The following is an 18,750-nucleotide window of genomic DNA, read 5'->3' as shown; positions in this document are numbered from 1 at the left end:
CCTGGCCGAGCAGGCCCGCCTGGACCAGCAGGCCCGCCAGCGCGCGGCCGAGGCCAGCGGCGAGCGCCCGCCCACCAAGAGCGAATGCACCCAGGCCCACGATTTTTCCGACGCCGTGCTGGCCAAGGACTTCCTGCAGCTCGACGAAACCCAGAAGGCCAACCTGCGCCAGTGGGTGGTCGAGCAGTGCAAGGACGTGTACGAGTCCTGACGCGGTTTTTTCCACGCCGCCGCCGCGCGCTTTTCCGGGCGACGCGGTCGCGGCCCCGGGGTGAACTGGTCCTCCCGCGTGGAGGACCCGATGAATCCGCTCACCCTCATCCTCGTGCTGGCCGTGCTGCCGCCACCTGCCAATGTCCTGCGCAAATGCGTGGCCGCCGACGGCGCGGTCAGCTACCAGGCCTTGCCCTGTGCCGAGGGCAGCCAGCAGCGCTGGGCGCAGCCGGTGAAGCCCGACCCGGCGCCGGTGCCTCGCGCCGCACCCGCGGCGGAACGCGCCGGCACAGCGCGGCCCCGCGCCTCGGTGGCGGATCCGCCCCGGCCGCGGCGTGATCCGCGCCGTGAACGCTGCGAAGCCGCGCGTCGCGACGCCGACGAGCAGCGCGACCGGCTCTGGAACCGGCTCACCTTCGACCAGCGCTCCGCGCTGGACGCCAAGGTGGCGCGGGCCTGTTCGCGCTGAGGACGCCCGGCCATGACCTGCGGGCCTCCCCGTTTGCCGGCGCCCGCCGCACAATGGCGGCATGACCCGGAACCCTTCGAACCTGCGCGGCATCGTGGCCATGCTGCTCGCCGTCGGCCTGTTCTCGCTGATGGACGGCGGCCTCAAGCACCTCGCCAGCCACTACCCGCCGATGCAGGTGGCCGCCATCCGCGGCTGGTCGGCGCTGCCACTGGTGCTGCTGTGGGTGTGGGCCACGGGCGCCGTGGCCACGCTGTGGCGCGTGCGCTGGGGCCTGCACCTGCTGCGCGCGGGGCTCTCCATCGCCATGCTCTCGTGTTTCGCCTATGCGCTGGCGCGCATGCCCATGACCGGGGCCTACACGTTGTTCTTCGTGGCGCCGCTGCTGATCACCGCGCTGTCGGTGCCGCTGCTGCGCGAGAAGGTGGGTCCGCGGCGCTGGACGGCCATCGCGGTGGGCCTGCTGGGCGTGCTGGTGGTCATGCGCCCGACGGGCGAGGGCGTGTTCACCTGGGCCGGGCTGGCGGTGCTGGTGGCGGCGACGGGTTACGCGCTGTCGGCCATCATGGTGCGGGTGCTGCACCGCACCGACAGCAGCCAGTCCATGGTGTTCTGGATGATCTCCATGACCGCGCTGGGCGCCGGCGCGCTGGCCCTGCCGGGCTGGGTGCCGCTGCGCGCCGACGACGCCTGGGTCATCGCCGGCGTGGGCCTCACCGGCTTCCTGGGCCAGGTGGCCATCACCGAAGCCTTCCGCCTGGGCGAGGCGTCCATCGTGGCGCCGTTCGAATACAGCGCGCTGGCCTGGGGCCTGTGCCTGGACCTGCTGGTCTGGCAGGTGCTGCCCGACGGCTGGACCTTCGCCGGCGCCGGCATCATCGTCGCCAGCGGCCTGTACCTGATCCGGCGCGAACGCGTGCACGTGGAAGCCGAGCATCCCTGAGCCCGCCGCGCGGCGCGACGGTTTATGCTTCGGGACAAGCCCCCCTGGAAGCCCCCGGATGTCGAAGTCCCGCCCGTTCGCCGCCCTGCTCCTGCTGCTGCCGCTTGCGGGCTGCGGCGATGACGCGCCGGCCCCCGATCCGGCGGCCACGCCCGCGGCCGAGGCCGCGCCGGCCGACGCGGGCCCGGACTGGAGCCACTGCCGCTTCCCCGGCCTGGCGCTGCCGGTGGCCGCGCGCCTGTTCGTGGTGGACGGCGGCACGCCCGATCCGGGCGCCGAACCCGGCCGCGAAATCATCCGCCGCGTGGACATCGCCGTGCCCGGCCCGGTGGCGCTGCTGCTCACCGCGCCCGAGGCCACCGCCTGGCACGTGCGCCCTGGTCCGGAAACCGAACTGCGCGCGGTCATTGCCATCGGCGACGCGCCCCAGCGCATCACCGGCCAGCGCCTGGGCGTGCACCGGCTCGAGCGGTCCACCGCCATGGGCGACGCCTGCGGCGGCTACCTGCTGCGCGACGGCGCCGGCCCGGCGCTGGCGGCCGCCACCAACGCCATCTTCGGCAAGCCGCACGACGCGCTCTACGCCATGCGCATCGGTTCGGTGGTCATCGGCGGCACCGACCCGGACCTCGACCAGCCGGTCCGCTAGCGCTTGCCGAACACCCGCCGCAGCAGGTCGCTGGTGCGCGCCGCCGGGTCGTGGCGGATCGCCCGCTCCTGTTCCGCCACCACCTTGAACAGGCCGTCCAGCGCCGCGTCGGTGACGTAGGCATCCAGGTCCAGCGACTGCCCGCCGCCCAGGGCGCCGGCCAGCGCGTTGCCGCCCACCATGGCCTTGTATTTCTTCGTCACCCCGGCGCGGCCGGTGGCCTCGGCCACGATGGGCAGGAACTTCCCGCGCAGCCGGTCTTCGGTGACGCGGCGGAAGAAGCGCGTGCCGGCGTCGTCGCCGCCGCGCACGATCTCCAGCGCGTCCTGCACGGTCATCTGCCGCACCGCCTCGGCGAAGATGTCGGCGGCCACCGGCACGGCCTTTTCGGCGGCGCGGTTCATGGACAGCTCGAATTCGTCCACCTTGCGGCCGGCGCCGAGCTTGCGCGCCGCGTCGGCCACGCCGCGCAGTTTCTTCGGCACCAGGATGCGCACCGCGGCGTCGCCGTAGAAGCCGTCCTGGCGACCGAGCTGGGTGACCGCGCGGTGCACGCCCTGGGCCAGGGCTTCCTTCAGGCCGCGGCCGGCCTCCGCCTCGCCCAGCCCGCTGCCGCGGCCGGAGGCACTTTGCCGCAGCCTGTCCTTCCAGTCGTCGGCCTGCGCGGCCGGGGGACTGCCGGCCAGCAGGACCAGGGCGGCGAGTACGAGCGTGGTGGCGCGCATGGCGGTCTCCCTCCGGGGTGGCCGCCCCATGCTACGCCGGGCGCGCGGCGGGCGGGTGTAGCATCCCGGTTTTCCTGGCGCAGGGACCGCGGTGATGATCGAACTGGTGGGCTTCGACGGCGACGACACGCTCTGGCACAGCGAAGGCTATTACCGCGTCGCGCACGCGGCCTTCGAGGGCATCGTCGGCCATTACGTGGACCTGGCCGACGCCGGCCTGCACGAGCGCCTGCTGGCCACCGAGCGCCGCAACATCAAGCTGTTCGGCTACGGCGCCAAGGGCATGACCCTGTCCATGGTCGAGGCCGCCATCGCCATCACCAACGAACGCATCAGCGCCGCCGACATCCACCGCATCGTCACGCTGGGCAAGGAAGTGATGTCGCACCCGGTGGAGTTGCTGCCGGGTATCCGCGAGGCGGTGGAGGCGGTGGCGCGCGAGCACCGCGTCGTGCTGATCACCAAGGGCGACCTGTTCCACCAGGAAGCCAAGGTGCAGGCCTGCGGCCTGGCCGGGCTGTTCCACCGCATCGAGATCGTGTCCGAGAAGGACGTGCGCGCCTACGACCGCGTGCTGGGCGAGTTCGGCCTGGCGCCGGGGCAGTTCGCCATGGTCGGCAATTCCCTGCGCTCCGACATCGAGCCAGTGCTGCGCCTGGGCGGCTGGGGCGTGCACATGCCCTACCACGTGACCTGGGCGCATGAACTCGAGCACGGCCTGGGGCCGGAAGACGCGGCGCGCATGGAAACGGTGCAGGGGGCCGACGGGATTCCCGCCGCCATCGCCGCGCTGCGCGAACGCGCCTCGGCGCCGTCGCCGCGCTAATCTGGCGGCATGAGCCACGACCCGCTGATCGACCGCCGCGAACTCGACCTCCAGCTGCACGCCCTGCAGGACGCGGCCGCGCTTTGCCGCTACCCGCGCTTCGCCGCGCACGGACGCGACACTTTCGATGCCGTGCTGGATTCGGCGCGCGCGCTGGCGCTGTCGCATTTCGCCCCGCACAACCGCGCCTCGGACGAACGCGAGCCGCGTTTCGTCGACGGCCGGGTCGAGGTGATCCCGGAAGTGAAGGCCGCGCTGGACGCCTTCGCCGACGCCGGGTTCCCGGCCCTGCTGGCCGACGAGGCCGAGGGCGGCATGCAGCTTCCCTACACCGTGGCGCTGGCCTGCGACGCGCTGTTCTGCGGCGCCAACGTGTCCACCACCGGCTACGCGCTGCTGGCCCGCGGCGTGGCCAACCTGCTGCAGGCGCACGCCAGCGCGGAGCAGAACGCGCGTTACCGCACGCCCCTGCTGCAGGGGCGTTTCCTGGGCACCATGTGCCTGAGCGAGCCGCAGGCCGGCTCTTCGCTGGCCGACATCCGCACCCGCGCCGAGCCCGCCGGCGACGGCACGTACCGGCTCACCGGCGCCAAGATGTGGATCTCGGGCGGCGAGCACGACCTGGCGGAAAACATCATCCACCTCGTGCTCGCGCGCCTGCCCGACGCGCCTCCCGGCGTGAAGGGCCTGAGCCTGTTCATCGTGCCGCGCCTGCGCGTCGGCGCCGACGGCAAGCTTGGCGAGCGCAACGACGTGCAGCTGGCCGGCGTGAACCACAAGCTGGGCCAGCGCGGCATCGTCAACACCTTCCTGAAGTTCGGCGAACGCGGCGACTGCCACGCCGAACTGGTGGGCGAGCCCGGCCAGGGCCTGGCGCAGATGTTCCACCTGATGAACGAGGCGCGCATCGGCGTGGGCGTCGGCGCGATCAGCCTGGGCATGGCCGGCTACCGCTATTCGCTGGCCTATGCACGCGAACGCCGGCAGGGCCGGCACCCCGACCAGAAGGACCCGGCCAGCCCGCCGGTTCCCATCATCGAGCACGCCGACGTGCGCCGCCTGCTGCTGCAGCAGAAGGCGTTGGTGGAAGGGGCGCTGGGCCTGGCCTTCGAAGCCGCGCGCCGCGTCGACGTGCTGGCCAACGACCCCGACGCCGGACGTCGCCGCGACGCCGGCCTGCTGCTCGAGTTGCTCACGCCGGTCATCAAGGCCTGGTCGGCGGAAGAATGCGTGCGCGCCAACGACCTGGCCATCCAGGTGCTCGGCGGCTACGGCTACACCCGCGAATACCCGGTGGAACAGTACTGGCGCGACAACCGCCTCAACCCCATCCACGAGGGCGCCAACGGCATCCAGGGCCTGGACCTGCTGGGCCGCAAGGTGATGATGGCCGGGGGTGCGGCGCTGTCGCTGCTTCGTGGTGAAATCACTGGCACGGCGCGCGAGGCGGCCGCCGTGCCTGCGCTGGCCGCGCATGCCGCCGCGCTGGAAGCCGCGGCCACGCGCCTGGCCGAAGTGACGGCCGCGCTGGGCGCGGCGATGGCGCGCGGCGACGTGCGCGTGGCCCTGGCACAGGCCAGCCGCTACCTGCATTTCACTGGCCACGTCGCGGTGGCCTGGTCCTGGCTGCGGCAGGCGCTGGCCGCCCAGCGCGCCGTTGCCGCCAGCGACGACGAACGCGATTTCCTGGCCGGCAAGCTCGCCGCCTGCGACTGGTTCTTCCGGCAGGAGTTGCCCACGACCGAACACGATGCGAGGCTGCTCGCGTCGCTTGATTCCCGCCTGGTGGACCTTCGCACGGAGTGGCTCTGAGCCACGCCGGCGGGATGGCGCCGGCTCAGTCGGCCAGCGCGTAACCCAGGCCCACCAGCACGGTGGTGCGGCCGTCCTGGTCCACCAGCGGGCTGTCGGTCACCTCGGACGGCAGCCAGGTGTGGCCGGCGCGCGCGAACAGCTGCCAGCGGCCGGCCAGCGGACGCGTCGCCAGCACGGCCAGTTCGGGGAACAGCGCCGAATCACCGGAATAGGCCGGCCGGCCGACCAGGGCTTCGCCGGCGCGCACGCCATAGTAGTAGTCCACCAGGTCGGCGCTCTGCCAGCGCAGCGACAGCGACGGCAGCACCGTCCAGCCGCCGGCGCGCAGCAGCGCGGTGTAGGACAGCTCGGCTTCCTGGCCGCCGCTGCGGTCGAGCGCGTCGGTGGCCAGCGAGGCCTCGAACTGGCCCACGCGCGGGATCCGCCAGCTGGCCGCCACGCCCGCGTCGAGCGAGAACTTCCGGTCGCGCATGCCCGCGAGGAAGGGCGAATCGGCGGCGTCGTAACCATCGCCGCGCACCTGCAGGAAGGGCCCGAATTCGAAGCCTTCCCCTTCCACCAGCACCACGCCGCCGCGCAGGCCGCGCAGGTAGGCGCGTTCGCCCTCGAAGCGGACCAGCGGAACGACCAGCAGGTCTTCGTCGATCTGGCGGTAGGGTGCGTCGCGTTCGATCGCCAGCAGGCCGACGGTCCAGCGCGGCTGGGCGGCTTCCTGCGCGTGCGCGGGAAGGGTGGCCAGCAGGGCGGCGGCCAGGGCCGCGAAGGGCAGGCGCAGGTTCATCGGGAGGAGCTCCGGTTCGACGGGATCGCCACTGTTGGCGACGATCCGTCGAACCGGCGTGATTGTCCAGTTCAGGGCAGGCTGAACTCGACCGGCACCAGCGCGTACGCGGCGATGGCGCGGCCGCCGCGCTGCGCCGGGTGGAAGCGCCAGCGCTGCAGCACCTGCTCGCGCGCGGCCCGGTCGAGCCGGCGGTCGCCGCTGCTGCGTTCGATGGCCACGTCCACCGGCTGGCCGGTTTCATCCACCAGCACCTTCAGAAGCACCGTGCCCTCGATGCCGGCCATGGCGGCCTGGCGCGGGTAACGCGGCGCGGGGGCGAAGGCGTAGGCCAGCGTGGCCAGGCCCGGCGGGCCGGACTCGAAGCTCTCGACGGCGGGGCCGGCGTCGGTGGCGGGCGGCGCCTCGATTTCGCCGGTCTCGAACGCCGGCGTGGTGTCGATGGCCACCGTCGGCTGCTCGAACCGCTGCGGCGGCGTGACCGGGCGCGGATCCCGATTGGGCTGCGGCGTCGGCGGCGCCTGGGTGGGCGTGATCTCCGGCGGCGGCAGCGGCTGCATTTCGACCACGGTGGTCTGCGGCCGGGGCTTGGCGTCCGGCGGGGACCAGCGCGTCGGCACCAGCAGCAGGCCGAACACGACGGCGTGCACGCAGAGCGCGAGCGTGGTGCCGGCGATGCGCTTGGCATCGAGGCCGGCGAACGGGGACGACGGGGTGGGGTGGGGCAGGCTTCGGACCATGGAACACCTCCTCGGGTGGGTGCAAGGTCGCCAACGCGCCGGCGCGGAAGGCAGGGTCGCGGCCGCCGCTCGTCGTTGCCCCGAGCGTGCGACGGCCCCGTCGCCCCGCGCAAGCGCTAGGATGTGCGCCATGTCCCGATCCGTGTTTTCCGGTTTCTTCGCATTCATGTTCGCGGCGGTGCTGCTCGCCGGCTGCGGGCGTGAAACCGCCCCCGCGCCCGAGGCCCCGGCCGGCGACGCGCCGCTTGCCGAAGCCGCCGCGCCGGACGAGGGCGAGGCCTTCGAAACGGCCTGGCTGGGCGTGCTGCCCTGCGCCGACTGCGCCGGCATCCAGACCCGCCTGCAGCTGCATGGCGAAGGCGGCGAGCGCCGCTACGAGCTGGAGGAAACCTACCTCGGCGCCGCGGGCGACAACGTCTTCGTCACCGAAGGCGACTGGGTGCGGGAAACCCGGCGCGGCGACGGCACCGAAGCCACCGTGTACCGCCTCGACCCGCAGGGCCCGGACCGCTGGTTCGAATTGCGCCCGGACGGCAGCCTGGAGATGCTCGACGGCGAAGGCCGGCCGCTGGACGGCGCCCTGGCCTACCGACTGCAGCGGCTCTGATTGGTTTCGACAGCATTCACCCGCCTGCGGCAAACTCTGCCCCGTCCCCCCGGCTCCAGGAGAACCCCGTGAAGAAGATCAGCGCGCTCGTGCTCACCCTCGGCCTGGCCTTTTCGGCCGGCGCCCAGGCCATCGTCGACGAGTTCGCCTTCGGCTTCAGCCCGCGCACGGGCGACGCCTGGGTGGACACCCAGCTGGGCGACATCAACGTCTTCGCGCGCGGCAACACCGACGGCTTCATCGACGACGTGGTGGTCAGCTACGGCGCCCCGCGTTACCTGGTGCGCGAGCTGTATTACGACCGCCGCTGGGCGCCGGGCGACATCTACTACGCCTGCGCGCTGGCGCAGCTGGTGCGCCGCCCTTGCATCGAGGTGGTGGACATCTACCAGCGCGACCATGGCCAGGGCTGGGGCGTCATCGCCCAGCGCCTCGGCATCCGCCCGGGTTCGCCGGAGTTCCATGCGCTCAAGGGCAAGGTCGGCAAGGGCCACGGCAAGATGAAGGCGCGCGGCGGCCCGAAGGCGGGCGCTTCGCGTGGCGGCAACACCGCCGGCCCGGCGCCCAAGGGCAACCGCCCGGAGGGTGGGCAGGGCCGCGGGCAAGGCGGCAAGCCCGACAAGGGAAACAAGGGCCGCGGCAACGGCCGCTGAGCCCGCGCTCCCCGATGGCGTCGGAAAGACGGCGGCCGGAGGGCCGCCGTCTTCGTTTCAGCGGGCGGTGTAGCCGCCGTCGATCGCCAGTTCTGCGCCGGTGACGAACTTCGATTCGTCCGACGCCAGGTAGACCACGCCCCAGGCGATGTCATCCACCTCGCCCATGTGCCCGAGCGGGTGCAGTTCGCCCACGGCCTTGCGCGCGGCCGCGATGTCGGTGGCGCCGCTGGCCTGCAGGTGGTGCTCCACCATGGGCGTCCAGATGTAACCCGGGTGCACCGAGTTCACCCGGATCCTGTCGGCGGCGTAGCACAGCGCGTCGGTCTTGCTCATCAGCCGTACCGCGCCCTTGGAGGCGTGGTAGGCCGGCACGTCGGGCGCGCCGACCAGGCCGTAGATGGACGAAAGGTTGATGATGCTGCCGCCACCCGCGGCCTTCATGTGCGGGATGGCGTGCTTGGCGCAGAAGAGCACGCCCTTCACGTTCACCGCCTGCACCTGGTCCCATTCCTGCTCGGTGATCTCGTGGGTGAGCTTGGTGGAGCCGGAGATGCCGGCGTTGTTCACCAGCACGTGCACGCCGCCGAACTCGGCCGCGGCTTCGTCGATGGCGGCCTTCACCCGCGCTTCGTTGCTGACGTCCACGTGCCAGTAGCGGGCGCGGGCGCCCTTGGCGCGCAGCGCGGCGGCCAGGGCCTCGCCCTCGGCGTCGTGCAGGTCGAACAGGGCCACGGCGCCGCCTTCCTCCGCGAGCCGCTCGGCGCAGGCGCGGCCGATGCCCAGCGCGGCGCCGGTGACGATGCAGGTCTTACCTTTCACTCGGTTCATGGCCGTCCTCCTCGGTCCAGGGGTGGCGGCCAGTTTGCGCCAAACCCGGCGTGGCGGCTTTGACGCCGGTCAGTCGGCCGGGCCGTGTACCGGAAGGCCCAGGGACCGGCCTTGGCGGCGCGGGTCGAGCCCGAGGCCGTACTGCAGGCTCTCGCCGATCCGGGCCGCGTACTGGCGCAGGGCCTGCGCGTGCGCGGGCGGCAGTTCCTCGGCGGTGGTTTCGTTCCACAGCGCCAGCCAGTGGCTGAAATGCGCCGCGGTGATGGACGGCAGCGCCCGGTGCGCCGCCATCGGATTGCCGCGGAAGTTGCGCGTGCCCAGCGCCACCGACGACCAGAAGGCCGTGAGCAGCTGCTTGTGCTCGTCCCAGTCGTGCACCGCGCCCTCGAAGATGGGGCCCAGCGCCGGGTCCCGGCGCACCTTCGCGTAGAAGCGGTCGACGAGCCGGGCCAGCGCGGCTTCGTCCAGCGGGGGTGTCGTGTCCATGGCGGAAGTTTAAGGCCGCGCCCGCCGGGCAGACGGCCCGCGGCCTGATCCAGGTCAGGGAAGCGGCGGAAAGGGGGCGCCAGCATGGCGGCCATTCACACCCCGCGGGAGCGGCGCCATGGCCAACACCATCGATTGGAACGACTTCGACTCGCACCAGCAGCCCGGCGCGGCCGAGGCGCTGGACGCGGCCGGCGTCGAAACCGGTACCGACGGGTGGGTGGAAGCGATGCCGCTCACCGTGGTGCGCAAGGTCGACGTGGACGCGCGCCTGGTCGCCGAAGGCCTGGGCCTGCCGCCGCAGGACGTACCGGCCATGGTGGCCGACCGCCGCATTGCCACGCTGTGCGAACGCGGCACCGGCGAGGACGCGGGGCTTTACCGGTTCACGTTCTGGTTCGGCCACAAGCGCTTCCGCCTCACCACCGACGCCGCCGGGCATCCTCTCCCGGGCCGCTGACGGACCTCGCCGGCCGGAGAATGGCATCCTATGCCGCCGCCGCGCCCGTCGCGGCGGCCTTCCTGCCCAGGCGAAGCAACGATGACGACGGAAACCGGCCCGGCCGGCGAGTGGCGCCTGAGCGTGGCGCCGATGATGGACTGGACCGACCGGCATTGCCGGGTCTTCCATCGCCTGCTCGCGCCGAACGCGCGGCTCTACACGGAAATGGTGCACGCCCAGGCCGTGATCCACGGCGACCGCGAGCGCCTGCTCGGATTCGACGCGGTCGAACACCCGGTGGCCCTGCAGCTCGGTGGCAGCGACCCCGCGCACCTGGCCGAAGCCACCCGCATCGGCGCCGACTGGGGTTACGACGAGGTCAACCTCAACGTCGGCTGCCCCTCCGACCGCGTGCAGGCCGGCCGCTTCGGCGCCTGCCTGATGAAGGAGCCGGCGCTGGTGGCCGACTGCGTCGCCGCCATGCACGCCGCGGCGCCGGCGAACGTGCCGGTCACGGTGAAATGCCGGCTGGGCGTGGACGAGATGGAGGATTACGACGTCTTCCGCGCTTTCGTCGACACCGTGGCCCTGGCCGGCTGCCGCGTGTTCGTGGTGCACGCCCGCAAGGCCTGGCTGCAGGGCCTGAGCCCGAAGGAAAACCGCGAGATCCCGCCGCTGCGCTACGAATGGGTGCACCGCCTCAAGCGCGAGCGGCCCGACCTGGTGGTGGCGATCAATGGCGGGCTGGCCACGGTCGAAGACGTGCTGGCGCAGTCGCCTGGCCTCGACGGCGTGATGATCGGCCGCGCCGCCTACCACGAACCCTACCGCCTGCACCTGATGGACCGCGCGCTGTTCACGCCATCGCAGGCGCCGGAAGAACGCGCCGACCTGCTGCGCAAGCTGCGGCCCTACGTCGAGGACTGCCTGGGCCGCGGCGTCGCGCTCAAGCACGTCAGCCGCCACCTGCTGGGCCTGTTCCATGGCCAGCCGGGCGGGCGCCTGTTCCGCCAGGTGCTGAGCGAAGGCGCACCGCATGCCGGTGCCGGCTGGGAACTGGTGGAGCGCGCGCTGGCGGCCACCACGCGCCGCGGGGCGGCGGCATGATCACCCGCGACCCCGGCGAGTTCCTGGCCTTCGCCCGCGGCCTGGCCGGCGACTTCGGGCCGGCCTGCGCGAAAGCCGCGTTCCTGGTCGCGCCGGAAGGCTTCGCGCTGGCCGAGCAGTCGGCCAGCGACAACGCCTACATGGACCTGTCGGTGCGCGTGGATCCGCAGCGCGCGCTGGCCCAGCACCGCGGACTGCAGCGCGCGCTGGCCGAAGACCTGCCGACCGTGTGCTTCCCCGGCGACCCCGCCACGCCCGACGCGCTGTTCCCGAACAACGTGTTCGGCACCGCGCCTGGCCGGCTGGTGATCGGCCACATGCGCCACCCGGTGCGCCAGCGCGAAGCGGAGCGCGCCGACATCCGTGGCTTCTTCACCGGCGCCATGGGCTACCGGGAAATCGACCTGCGCGCCCAGCCCGGCATCTGCGAGCTCACCGGTTCGATGGTGGTCGACCGCGCGCGCGGCCTGGGCTTCGTGGGCCTGGGCGAGCGCTGCGACGCCGCCGGCGCGGCCGCCATGCACGCCGCCTTCGGCCTGCGCGCCAGCTTCCTGTTCGACCTGGCGCCGGGCGAGTACCACGCCAACGTGGTGATGAGCGTGCTGGCCGGCCGCGCCCTGGTGATCTGCCCCGGCGGCTTCGCCGACCCGGCGGCCGCGGCGGCGATCGCCGCGCTCTACGCGCCGGCGGTGGTCACCCTCACGGACGCCCAGAAAGCCGCCTTCGCCGGCAACTGCATCGCCCTGCGCGGCGACCGGGTCCGGGTCAGCCAGGCCGGCGCCGACGCCCTGCGGCCGGACCAGGTGGCCGCCCTGGCCGACGCCGGTTTTGCCCTCGCCCCGGTGCCCCTGGACGAAATCGAGAAGGCCGGTGGCTCCCTGCGCTGCTGCGTGGCCGAAATCTACTGAGACTGAACCCTGGCGTCACCCAAGTTATTGAAGATATTAGGGTTCAGACCGGATTCACCGCCCCGGAACCAGACTTCACCCCGTCATCCGGCTAGCCGGACCCCCCGCTCGGAGCTAGTATCCCGCTGATGCTGAACGCCCTTCGACCCCTGTTGCTGCTTGCCGCCGTTGCCGCCGCCGCGGCGCCGGCCCATGCCGAGGAAGCGCGCCAGCGCCGCCTGGAGGCCGCCGAGCGCATCCGCGAGGTCGAGCGTGACGGTGGCCGGGTGCTGCAGGCCGAGCGCATGCAGCGCGGTGGCCGCGAGGTTTATCGCTACAAGGTGCTCACCCCGGACGGCCGCGTGCGCGTGATGCACGACGCCCGCGACCGCGAGCCGCCGCGCACCGACCGCCGCAGCCTGATGCTGCGCGACCGTGCCCGCCGGCCCGAGCCGGTCGAGGTCCGCCCGGAGCCGCAGGTCGACGCGGGTCGCGGCGGGCCGCGCCGCGGCGACGACGAGAACTGATTCCCCCTGTCCCGGCCCCCCCCGGGCCGTTCCCCTGTCGAAGGAGACGCCATGCGCGTACTGCTGGTCGAGGATGAAGCCCCGCTCCGCGAAACCCTGGCCGCGCGCCTGAAGCGCGAGGGTTTCGCCGTGGACACCGCCGGTGACGGCGAGGAAGGCCTGTACCACGGCCGCGAAGTGCCGTTCGACATCGCGGTGATCGACCTCGGCCTGCCGAAGATGTCGGGCATGGACCTGGTGAAGGCGCTGCGCGCCGAAGGCCAGAAGTTCCCCATCCTCATCCTGACCGCGCGCTCGAGCTGGCAGGACAAGGTCGAAGGCCTGAAGTCCGGCGCCGACGATTACCTGGTCAAGCCCTTCCACGTCGAGGAGCTGCTGGCGCGCATGAACGCGCTGCTGCGCCGCGCCGCCGGCTGGTCCAAGCCCACGCTCGACTGCGGCCCGGTGAAGCTCGACCTCTCGGCCCAGACCGTCAGCGTCAACGGCGCCGGCGTCGACCTCACCAGCTACGAGTACAAGGTGCTCGAGTACCTGATGCTGCATGCGGGCGAGCTGGTGTCCAAGGCCGACCTGACCGAGCACATCTACCAGCAGGACTTCGACCGCGACTCGAACGTGCTCGAGGTCTTCATCGGCCGCCTGCGCAAGAAGCTCGACCCCGAGGGCGAAATCAAGCCGATCGAGACCGTGCGCGGTCGCGGCTACCGTTTCGCCATCCCGCGCGACGAGTAAACCCGCGTGCGCGGTTGGCGCACGCTGTCGCTGCAGGCCCGGCAGATGCTGGCGGCCAGCGTCGCGCTGGTCGCCTTCCTCGGGCTCACCGGCTACGCCCTGGACCGGGCCTTCGTGCAGACGGCGCAGAACGCGCTGCGCGAGCGCCTGGCGAACCTGGCCAACGCCTACATCCAGGAAAGCGAATTCGATCGCACGGGCGGCTTCATCTCCCCGGAGATCCCGCCCGACACGCGCCTGCTCAGCCCGGGCAGCGGCCTGTATGCGAACGTGCGCGGCGAAGGCCTGAGCTGGGACTCGGCGTCGACGCTCGGCCGCTCGCTGCCGCCGGTCGAGCTTCTCAAGCAGAACGAGCGCCGCTTCGAGGGCCCGCTGCGCATTGTCGACGCGCGCGGGCTCGAGAACACCGTCTACGCCTATTCGATCGGCGTGGTCTGGGAGTCGCCGGTGGGCGATTTGCCCATCACGCTGAGCGTGTTCGAGGACGCCGGCCAGATCCAGGACCAGGTGAACGTGTTCCGGCGCGCGCTCTGGGGTTACCTGGTGATGGCCGCGCTGCTGCTGGTGCTGGTGCAGATCCTGGTGCTGCGCTGGAGCCTGCTGCCGCTGCGCGACGTCGAACGCGAACTTTCGCGCGTGCGCCAGGGCCGCAGCCAGCGCCTGTCGGGGCGGCACCCGCGCGAACTCGAGTCGATCACCGAATCGATCAACAGCCTGATCGAGAGCGAGCGCAGCCACCTTGAGCGCAGCCGCAACACGCTCTCCGACCTGGCGCACAGCCTCAAGACGCCGCTGGCCGTGCTGCGCTCTCGCCTGGACGCCGACGCCAGCCACGAAGAGCTGCGCGCCGAGGTCGGTGCCCAGGTGCAGCGCATGAACGAGATCGTCTCCTACCAGCTCTCGCGCGCCGCCCGCAGCGGCCATGCGCTGTATTCGGCGCCGCTGGAGATCGAGCCGCGCGCCGAGGAAATCGTCGCGGGGCTTGAGAAGGTCTACGCCAGCAAGGGCGTCTTCTGTGAATTCGAGATCGACCCGGCCGCGCGTTTCCACGGCGAGCTGGGCGACCTGCAGGAGCTGATGGGCAACCTGGTCGAAAACGCCTTCAAGTGGGCGCGCAAGCGCGTGCTGCTGACGGTGACGGTGGAGCCCGCGCCGGACAACCGCCGCCCCGGCGTGTCCTTCGTGGTGGACGACGATGGCCCGGGCATCCCGCCCGAGCAGGTCGAGCGCCTGCTGCAGCGGGGCGTGCGCGGCGACGAGCGCGTGCAGGGCCACGGCATCGGCCTGTCTATCGTGCAGGACATCGTCGCGGCCTACCGCGGCGAGCTCACGGTGTCGAAGGCGCCCGAGCTGGGCGGCGCGCGTTTCGCCGTGCGTTTCCCGCCGGCCTACTGAACCTGGTTCAGCGCGCGGGAATCGGCGACTCGCCGTAGAAGCGCTGCAGGTGCCCCGCCACCGCCGGCATTTCCCGGGCCAGCAGCGCCGGCGCCGAGAAGTGGTACTCGCTGGCGACGGCGAAGAACTCCTCGGGGGCTTCCGCGGCGTAGGCATCGATGGCGGTTTCTTCGCCGGCGTCCACGCGTTCGCAGAAGGCGTCGTAGGCCTGCTGGAAATCGCGGGCCCAGGCGCGCTGCCAGCTGGCGGGCAGCGGCGGCGTGCCGTCCATGGCGCCGTCGAGGGCGTCGAGCTTGTGCGCCATCTCGTGCACCACCAGCTGGAAGCCCGCCTCGGGCTCGGCCAGGTCGGCCAGCACGTCGTCCCAGCTCAGCACCAGCGGGCCCTGTTCCCAGGCTTCGCCGGCCAGTTCGTCCACCCATTCGTCCACCACGCCGGTGTCTTCGTCGTGGTGGCGCCGGTGTACGCGGAACGCGCCGGGGTAAACCAGCACCTGCGACCAGCCGTGCAGGCCCTCGGCGCCGAATTCGAGCAGGGGCAAGCAGGACAGGGCGGCCAGCTGGAGGCGCTGCACGTCGTCCAGCGCCAGGCCGTGCAGCGGCGTGATGGTCTTGCCGCCCTGGTAGCGCGCCACCAGCGTGCAAAGGCGGTCGAGCCGCGCGGCCTCGAGCCGACCGAGGAAGGGCAGGGCGGCGAGGAGCGCATCGCGGTCGGCCGGCGACGGGCGCGGCTGCCCCGTGGCGGAGCGCAGGCGTTGGAGCAGGGACTTCATGCCCGCAGGGTGCGGGCGGCGCCGCGATCAGGCAAGCCCGGGCGGGCTCAGCGGATCATGCCGGGCAGCAGGGTGTTCCAGCGTGGGGTGCTGCGGCCCGCGGCGCCGCTGCCGCGCGGACGCACCGGGGCGGTGGCGCCGGGGCCCGCGGCGGGTTCGGCGGCCTTGCCGCTGGCCTGCTTGGTGTCTTCGGCCTCGGCCTTCTGGCAAAGGCCACCGTCGGGTTCGGCCTGGGCCGGCTCGGCGGCGAAGGCGCCGGCGGCGGGGAGGGCCAGGCTGAGGGCAAGCAGTAGGCGGATCATGGTCTTCACCTGCGGTACGGGACACCCTGTCGGATGCGCCGGGGCGGCCAAGGGTTGCATCGGATTCTACGCGGGCCGGCGCCGGCCGCCAGTGCCACTTTTGCGGCGTCGCAGCATGGCGGTGGCGCGCGGTTCGGGCAGACTCCCGCGGCACATGAATGCCGCCAGCCTGACCTTCCCACGCCCGCTCATCCGCGGCCCCGCGCTCCGCCGCGCGCTCATCGCCGGCGCCCGCCGCGTGATCGCGCAGCGCGAGGCGCTCAACAAGATCAACGTGTTCCCGGTGCCCGACGGCGACACCGGCAGCAACCTCGCCTTCACCCTGGGCGGCGTGCTGGCCGGTGCGCTCAGCCGCCGCACCCAGGGCGCCGGCGACCTGTTGCGCCGGGTCGGCGAGGACGCGGTGGATGGTGCGCGCGGCAACTCCGGCGCGATCCTGGCGCAGTTCTTCACCGGCGTGGCCGAAGCCGCGGGCACCGCCCGCGCGCTGGAAGCCGCGGCCCTGGCGCGCGCCGTGCGGGCGGGCGCGAATTCGGCGCGGCAAGCCCTTTCCGAACCGCGCGAGGGCACCATCCTCAGCGTCATCAGCGCCTTCGCCGACGGCCTGGACACCCGCGCCGACGACGACCTGGGCAGCTGGTTCGCGCGTGCGCTCGAGCGCAGCCGCAAGGCGCTGGCCGCCACGCCCACGCAACTGCCGGTGCTGGCCAAGGCCGGCGTGGTGGACGCCGGCGCGCAGGGTTTCGTGGACCTGCTCGAGGGCATCCAGGAATTCATCGCCTCGGGCGCGGTGGACGCCGCCGGCGTCGCCGACGAGCTGCCGGCCGACCTGGAGGCCGCCGAAGGCCATGGCGAGCTCGGCGACGCCGATCCCGAGCACCGCTGGTGCAGCGAATGCCTGCTGGTGGGCGAAGGCCTGGACCGCGCCGGCCTGCGCGCGGCGGTGGGCGAACTGGGCGCGTCCTGCGTGGTGATTGCCGGCAGCCACACCCGCGTGCGCCTGCACGCGCACGTCGCGCAGCCGAGCCAGTTGTTCGAAGTGGCGGGGCGCTTCGGCCGCGTCGAGGGCGCCAAGGCCGACGACATGCACGCGCAGGCGCGCACCGCCGCCGGCGGCGTCGGCGTGGCGGTGATCACCGACAGCGCCGCCGACCTGCCCGACGAGGAAATGCGCCGGCTCAACATCCACATGGTGCCGGCGCGGGTGAACTTCGGCGACCAGGACTACCTCGACAAGGTCGGCCTCTCCACCGCCGAGTTCTACCGCAAGCTGCGCACCGAACTGGTGTTGCCGCGCACGAGCCAGCCGCCGCCGGGCGATTTCCGCCGGCAGTTCGAATTCCTGCTCTCGCACCATCGCGAACTGGTGTACGTGGGCCTCTCGCGCGCCGTGTCGGGCACGCTGCAGTCGGCCGAAACCGCCGCGCAGCGCTGCAGCCCGGGGCGCACGCACGTGTTCGACACCGGCAACGCCTCCGGCGGCGAAGGCCTGCTGGCGATGCGCGCGGCGGAAATGGCTGTGGCGGGCGCGACCTCGGCGCAGATCCTGGAAGAGCTGGCGCGGCTCAAGCCGCTCACCCAGACCTGGGCCATGGCGCGCAACATCAGCCACGCCGTGCGCGGTGGCCGCATCCCGGCCTGGGCCAAGCCCGTGGTCGAATGGCTGGGCCTGACCCCGCTGGCGAAGGTGAAGGACAGCGGCAGGCTCGGCGTGGTCGGCGGCCTGTTCGGCCAGTCGCGGCTGCCCGAGCGTTACGCCGGATACGTCGCCAAACGCGTGGCCAAGGGCCAGCGTTACCGCCTGGTGGTGGGCCACTGCGATGCGCCCGAAGACGGCGAGCGCCTGCTGGCCGCGCTGCGCACGCACCTGGACGTGGCCCAGGGCTGGCTGGTGGAAACCGGCTCGGCGGTGGGCGCGCACGCGGGGCCGGGTGCGCTGGTGGTGTCGCTGCAGCCCGCGGACTGACGCCGCCCGCGGGGCTCCCGCATAATGCCGGCATGACTTCGCCGACGCTGACGACGCTCCTGCTGCTGCTTGCCGCCTACCTGCTCGGCTCGCTTTCCGGCAGCCTGCTGCTGGGCCGCCTGCGCGGCGTGGACATCCGCCAGCACGGCAGCGGCAACGCCGGCGGCACCAACGCGCTGCGCACCCAGGGCTGGAAGTTCGCGCTCGGCACCGTGCTGGTGGACGTGGGCAAGGGCGTGCTGGCGGCGTGGCTGGCGCTTCGTTTCGGCGGCGGGGAAGCGTGGCTCCCTTATGCCGCGGCGGCGGCCGCCATCCTTGGCCACGTGTACCCGGTATTCCACGGTTTCCGCGGCGGCAAGGGCGCCGGCACGCTGGTGGGCGCGCTGCTGGTGGCCTGGCCGGTGTCGGTGGTGGTGCTCATCGGCGCCTGGCTACTGGTGCTGACCGCCACGGGCTACGTCGGCCTGTCCACCATCCTGGCCGGCGCCGCGCTGGTGCCGTTCGCGCTGCTCACCGACGCGCCGGCGTCGCGGTTGGTCTTCGCCGTGGGCGTGGCGCTGTTCCTGGCCTACACCCACCGCAGCAACATCGCGCGCCTGCGCGCCGGCACCGAAAGCCGCTTCGAGCGCGTGCGGATATGGGCGCGGCTGGTCCGGGGCCGGGCGTGAGCGATCGCGCGCTGCTGGCGCGGCTGTGCGCGGGGCCAGCCTCCGGCGCCGAACTCGCGGCCTCGCTGGGCATCACCCGCAGCGCGGTGTGGAAACGCATCGAGGCGCTTCGCGAGGCGGGCGTTGAAGTGGACGCGCAGCCCGGCCGCGGCTACGCGCTGGCCCGTCCGCTGCAGCTGCTCGACGGCGCGGCGCTGGCCGCGGCGCTGTCGCC

The 18,750-nt window shown here is 72.7% G+C and carries 24 protein-coding genes; 17 read left to right on the top strand and 7 right to left on the bottom strand.

What is annotated here, in order from left to right; genetic code table 11:
- The 4 genes from N790_RS16520 to N790_RS12960 all read left to right on the top strand — a co-directional run.
- Positions 1 to 211, top strand: a 211-nt coding sequence (locus N790_RS16520) for a hypothetical protein (RefSeq protein WP_043804827.1), incomplete at its 5' end; no start/stop codon positions are given.
- 90 nt (positions 212 to 301) lie between these two features.
- Positions 302 to 682, top strand: coding sequence for a hypothetical protein (locus N790_RS12970; RefSeq protein ID WP_043804825.1), 381 nt, complete (start codon positions 302 to 304; stop codon positions 680 to 682).
- Between the two features lie 61 nt (positions 683 to 743).
- Complete coding sequence (locus N790_RS12965) at positions 744 to 1,625, top strand: DMT family transporter (RefSeq protein WP_043804822.1); 882 nt, start codon at positions 744 to 746, stop codon at positions 1,623 to 1,625.
- 58 nt (positions 1,626 to 1,683) lie between these two features.
- Entirely contained in the window at positions 1,684 to 2,274 is a 591-nt protein-coding gene (locus tag N790_RS12960; protein ID WP_043804821.1) for a hypothetical protein, read from the top strand.
- Here the strand turns inward: N790_RS12960 and N790_RS12955 are convergent.
- Positions 2,271 to 2,999: a DUF4197 domain-containing protein gene (locus tag N790_RS12955; protein ID WP_043804819.1), complete on the bottom strand. Its 729-nt coding sequence runs from the start codon at positions 2,997 to 2,999 to the stop codon at positions 2,271 to 2,273. The two genes, N790_RS12960 and N790_RS12955, sit on opposite strands and share 4 nt — an antisense overlap.
- Before the next feature lie 94 nt (positions 3,000 to 3,093).
- On the opposite strand from N790_RS12955, the gene N790_RS12950 reads away from it, so the two are divergent.
- Together N790_RS12950 and N790_RS12945 are read left to right on the top strand one after the other, a co-directional pair.
- Complete coding sequence (locus tag N790_RS12950; protein ID WP_043804816.1) at positions 3,094 to 3,825, top strand: HAD family hydrolase; 732 nt, start codon at positions 3,094 to 3,096, stop codon at positions 3,823 to 3,825.
- A 9-nt stretch (positions 3,826 to 3,834) separates the two neighbouring features.
- Entirely contained in the window at positions 3,835 to 5,637 is a 1,803-nt protein-coding gene (locus N790_RS12945; protein WP_043804815.1) for an acyl-CoA dehydrogenase family protein, read from the top strand.
- Between the two features lie 25 nt (positions 5,638 to 5,662).
- Here the strand turns inward: N790_RS12945 and N790_RS12940 are convergent, their stop codons facing one another.
- Positions 5,663 to 6,421 (bottom strand): MipA/OmpV family protein, encoded by a 759-nt coding sequence (locus tag N790_RS12940; protein WP_052385942.1) that lies wholly within the window; start codon positions 6,419 to 6,421, stop codon positions 5,663 to 5,665.
- Positions 6,422 to 6,492: 71 nt separating this feature from the next.
- Positions 6,493 to 7,161, bottom strand: a complete 669-nt coding sequence (locus tag N790_RS16615) for an energy transducer TonB (RefSeq protein ID WP_043804813.1) — start codon at positions 7,159 to 7,161, stop codon at positions 6,493 to 6,495.
- A 130-nt stretch (positions 7,162 to 7,291) separates the two neighbouring features.
- Here N790_RS16615 and N790_RS16510 point away from each other — a divergent pair, with 130 nt between their 5' ends.
- Both N790_RS16510 and N790_RS15365 read left to right on the top strand, forming a co-directional pair.
- Positions 7,292 to 7,768: a copper resistance protein NlpE gene (locus N790_RS16510; protein ID WP_052385941.1), complete on the top strand. Its 477-nt coding sequence runs from the start codon at positions 7,292 to 7,294 to the stop codon at positions 7,766 to 7,768.
- A 68-nt stretch (positions 7,769 to 7,836) separates the two neighbouring features.
- Positions 7,837 to 8,421, top strand: a complete 585-nt coding sequence (locus N790_RS15365) for a hypothetical protein (protein ID WP_052385940.1) — start codon at positions 7,837 to 7,839, stop codon at positions 8,419 to 8,421.
- Between the two features lie 57 nt (positions 8,422 to 8,478).
- Here the strand turns inward: N790_RS15365 and N790_RS12920 are convergent, their stop codons facing one another.
- Both N790_RS12920 and N790_RS12915 read right to left on the bottom strand, forming a co-directional pair.
- Complete coding sequence (locus tag N790_RS12920) at positions 8,479 to 9,252, bottom strand: SDR family NAD(P)-dependent oxidoreductase (RefSeq protein ID WP_043804811.1); 774 nt, start codon at positions 9,250 to 9,252, stop codon at positions 8,479 to 8,481.
- Between the two features lie 69 nt (positions 9,253 to 9,321).
- Entirely contained in the window at positions 9,322 to 9,738 is a 417-nt protein-coding gene (locus N790_RS12915; RefSeq protein WP_043804809.1) for a group III truncated hemoglobin, read from the bottom strand.
- Positions 9,739 to 9,856: 118 nt separating this feature from the next.
- Between N790_RS12915 and N790_RS12910 the strand changes: the two genes are divergently transcribed.
- The 6 genes from N790_RS12910 to N790_RS12885 all read left to right on the top strand — a co-directional run bounded on the left by N790_RS12910 (position 9,857) and on the right by N790_RS12885 (position 14,828).
- On the top strand, positions 9,857 to 10,198 hold the full coding sequence (locus N790_RS12910) for a DUF6522 family protein (protein WP_211251999.1): 342 nt from the start codon (positions 9,857 to 9,859) through the stop codon (positions 10,196 to 10,198).
- An 81-nt stretch (positions 10,199 to 10,279) separates the two neighbouring features.
- Positions 10,280 to 11,287, top strand: a complete 1,008-nt coding sequence (gene dusA, locus N790_RS12905; RefSeq protein WP_043804808.1) for a tRNA dihydrouridine(20/20a) synthase DusA — start codon at positions 10,280 to 10,282, stop codon at positions 11,285 to 11,287.
- The gene (locus N790_RS12900) at positions 11,284 to 12,195 is read left to right on the top strand and encodes an arginine deiminase-related protein (protein WP_043804806.1); all 912 of its coding nucleotides are present in this window, start codon (positions 11,284 to 11,286) and stop codon (positions 12,193 to 12,195) included. Before dusA ends, N790_RS12900 begins: the two co-directional genes overlap by 4 nt.
- Positions 12,196 to 12,323: 128 nt before the next feature.
- A complete protein-coding gene (locus tag N790_RS12895; protein ID WP_043804804.1) occupies positions 12,324 to 12,701 on the top strand; it encodes a hypothetical protein in 378 nt (125 codons plus the stop codon).
- 51 nt (positions 12,702 to 12,752) lie between these two features.
- Positions 12,753 to 13,433: a response regulator transcription factor gene (locus tag N790_RS12890; protein ID WP_043804803.1), complete on the top strand. Its 681-nt coding sequence runs from the start codon at positions 12,753 to 12,755 to the stop codon at positions 13,431 to 13,433.
- Positions 13,434 to 13,478: 45 nt separating this feature from the next.
- On the top strand, positions 13,479 to 14,828 hold the full coding sequence (locus N790_RS12885) for an ATP-binding protein (RefSeq protein WP_052385944.1): 1,350 nt from the start codon (positions 13,479 to 13,481) through the stop codon (positions 14,826 to 14,828).
- A 7-nt stretch (positions 14,829 to 14,835) separates the two neighbouring features.
- Here the strand turns inward: N790_RS12885 and N790_RS12880 are convergent, their stop codons facing one another.
- Positions 14,836 to 15,600, bottom strand: a complete 765-nt coding sequence (locus tag N790_RS12880; RefSeq protein WP_043804799.1) for a M90 family metallopeptidase — start codon at positions 15,598 to 15,600, stop codon at positions 14,836 to 14,838.
- 47 nt (positions 15,601 to 15,647) lie between these two features.
- Entirely contained in the window at positions 15,648 to 15,902 is a 255-nt protein-coding gene (locus tag N790_RS12875; protein ID WP_084062922.1) for a hypothetical protein, read from the bottom strand.
- A 154-nt stretch (positions 15,903 to 16,056) separates the two neighbouring features.
- Between N790_RS12875 and N790_RS12870 the strand changes: the two genes are divergently transcribed.
- The 3 genes from N790_RS12870 to N790_RS12860 all read left to right on the top strand — a co-directional run.
- Positions 16,057 to 17,868 (top strand): DegV family protein, encoded by a 1,812-nt coding sequence (locus N790_RS12870; protein ID WP_043804793.1) that lies wholly within the window; start codon positions 16,057 to 16,059, stop codon positions 17,866 to 17,868.
- A gap of 32 nt (positions 17,869 to 17,900) precedes the next feature.
- The gene (gene plsY / locus N790_RS12865; RefSeq protein ID WP_043804790.1) at positions 17,901 to 18,536 is read left to right on the top strand and encodes a glycerol-3-phosphate 1-O-acyltransferase PlsY; all 636 of its coding nucleotides are present in this window, start codon (positions 17,901 to 17,903) and stop codon (positions 18,534 to 18,536) included.
- Positions 18,533 to 18,750, top strand: a 218-nt coding sequence (locus N790_RS12860) for an HTH domain-containing protein (RefSeq protein ID WP_043804788.1), incomplete at its 3' end; no start/stop codon positions are given. The genes plsY and N790_RS12860, both read left to right, overlap by 4 nt.

The sequence above is a fragment of the Arenimonas malthae CC-JY-1 genome, assembly GCF_000747075.1.
Lineage (GTDB): Bacteria > Pseudomonadota > Gammaproteobacteria > Xanthomonadales > Xanthomonadaceae > Arenimonas > Arenimonas malthae.
This window is presented reverse-complemented; position numbering and strand designations above follow the sequence as displayed.

Coding starts and splice junctions, on each gene's coding strand:
- N790_RS12970 (WP_043804825.1), top strand. CDS start 302: ATGAATCCGCTCACCCTCATCCTCGTGCTGGCCGTGCTGCCGCCACCT.
- N790_RS12965 (WP_043804822.1), top strand. CDS start 744: ATGACCCGGAACCCTTCGAACCTGCGCGGCATCGTGGCCATGCTGCTC.
- N790_RS12960 (WP_043804821.1), top strand. CDS start 1,684: ATGTCGAAGTCCCGCCCGTTCGCCGCCCTGCTCCTGCTGCTGCCGCTT.
- N790_RS12955 (WP_043804819.1), bottom strand. CDS start 2,999: ATGCGCGCCACCACGCTCGTACTCGCCGCCCTGGTCCTGCTGGCCGGC.
- N790_RS12950 (WP_043804816.1), top strand. CDS start 3,094: ATGATCGAACTGGTGGGCTTCGACGGCGACGACACGCTCTGGCACAGC.
- N790_RS12945 (WP_043804815.1), top strand. CDS start 3,835: ATGAGCCACGACCCGCTGATCGACCGCCGCGAACTCGACCTCCAGCTG.
- N790_RS12940 (WP_052385942.1), bottom strand. CDS start 6,421: ATGAACCTGCGCCTGCCCTTCGCGGCCCTGGCCGCCGCCCTGCTGGCC.
- N790_RS16615 (WP_043804813.1), bottom strand. CDS start 7,161: ATGGTCCGAAGCCTGCCCCACCCCACCCCGTCGTCCCCGTTCGCCGGC.
- N790_RS16510 (WP_052385941.1), top strand. CDS start 7,292: ATGTCCCGATCCGTGTTTTCCGGTTTCTTCGCATTCATGTTCGCGGCG.
- N790_RS12920 (WP_043804811.1), bottom strand. CDS start 9,252: ATGAACCGAGTGAAAGGTAAGACCTGCATCGTCACCGGCGCCGCGCTG.
- N790_RS12915 (WP_043804809.1), bottom strand. CDS start 9,738: ATGGACACGACACCCCCGCTGGACGAAGCCGCGCTGGCCCGGCTCGTC.
- N790_RS12910 (WP_211251999.1), top strand. CDS start 9,857: ATGGCCAACACCATCGATTGGAACGACTTCGACTCGCACCAGCAGCCC.
- dusA (WP_043804808.1), top strand. CDS start 10,280: ATGACGACGGAAACCGGCCCGGCCGGCGAGTGGCGCCTGAGCGTGGCG.
- N790_RS12900 (WP_043804806.1), top strand. CDS start 11,284: ATGATCACCCGCGACCCCGGCGAGTTCCTGGCCTTCGCCCGCGGCCTG.
- N790_RS12895 (WP_043804804.1), top strand. CDS start 12,324: ATGCTGAACGCCCTTCGACCCCTGTTGCTGCTTGCCGCCGTTGCCGCC.
- N790_RS12890 (WP_043804803.1), top strand. CDS start 12,753: ATGCGCGTACTGCTGGTCGAGGATGAAGCCCCGCTCCGCGAAACCCTG.
- N790_RS12885 (WP_052385944.1), top strand. CDS start 13,479: ATGCTGGCGGCCAGCGTCGCGCTGGTCGCCTTCCTCGGGCTCACCGGC.
- N790_RS12880 (WP_043804799.1), bottom strand. CDS start 15,600: ATGAAGTCCCTGCTCCAACGCCTGCGCTCCGCCACGGGGCAGCCGCGC.
- N790_RS12875 (WP_084062922.1), bottom strand. CDS start 15,902: ATGATCCGCCTACTGCTTGCCCTCAGCCTGGCCCTCCCCGCCGCCGGC.
- N790_RS12870 (WP_043804793.1), top strand. CDS start 16,057: ATGAATGCCGCCAGCCTGACCTTCCCACGCCCGCTCATCCGCGGCCCC.
- plsY (WP_043804790.1), top strand. CDS start 17,901: ATGACTTCGCCGACGCTGACGACGCTCCTGCTGCTGCTTGCCGCCTAC.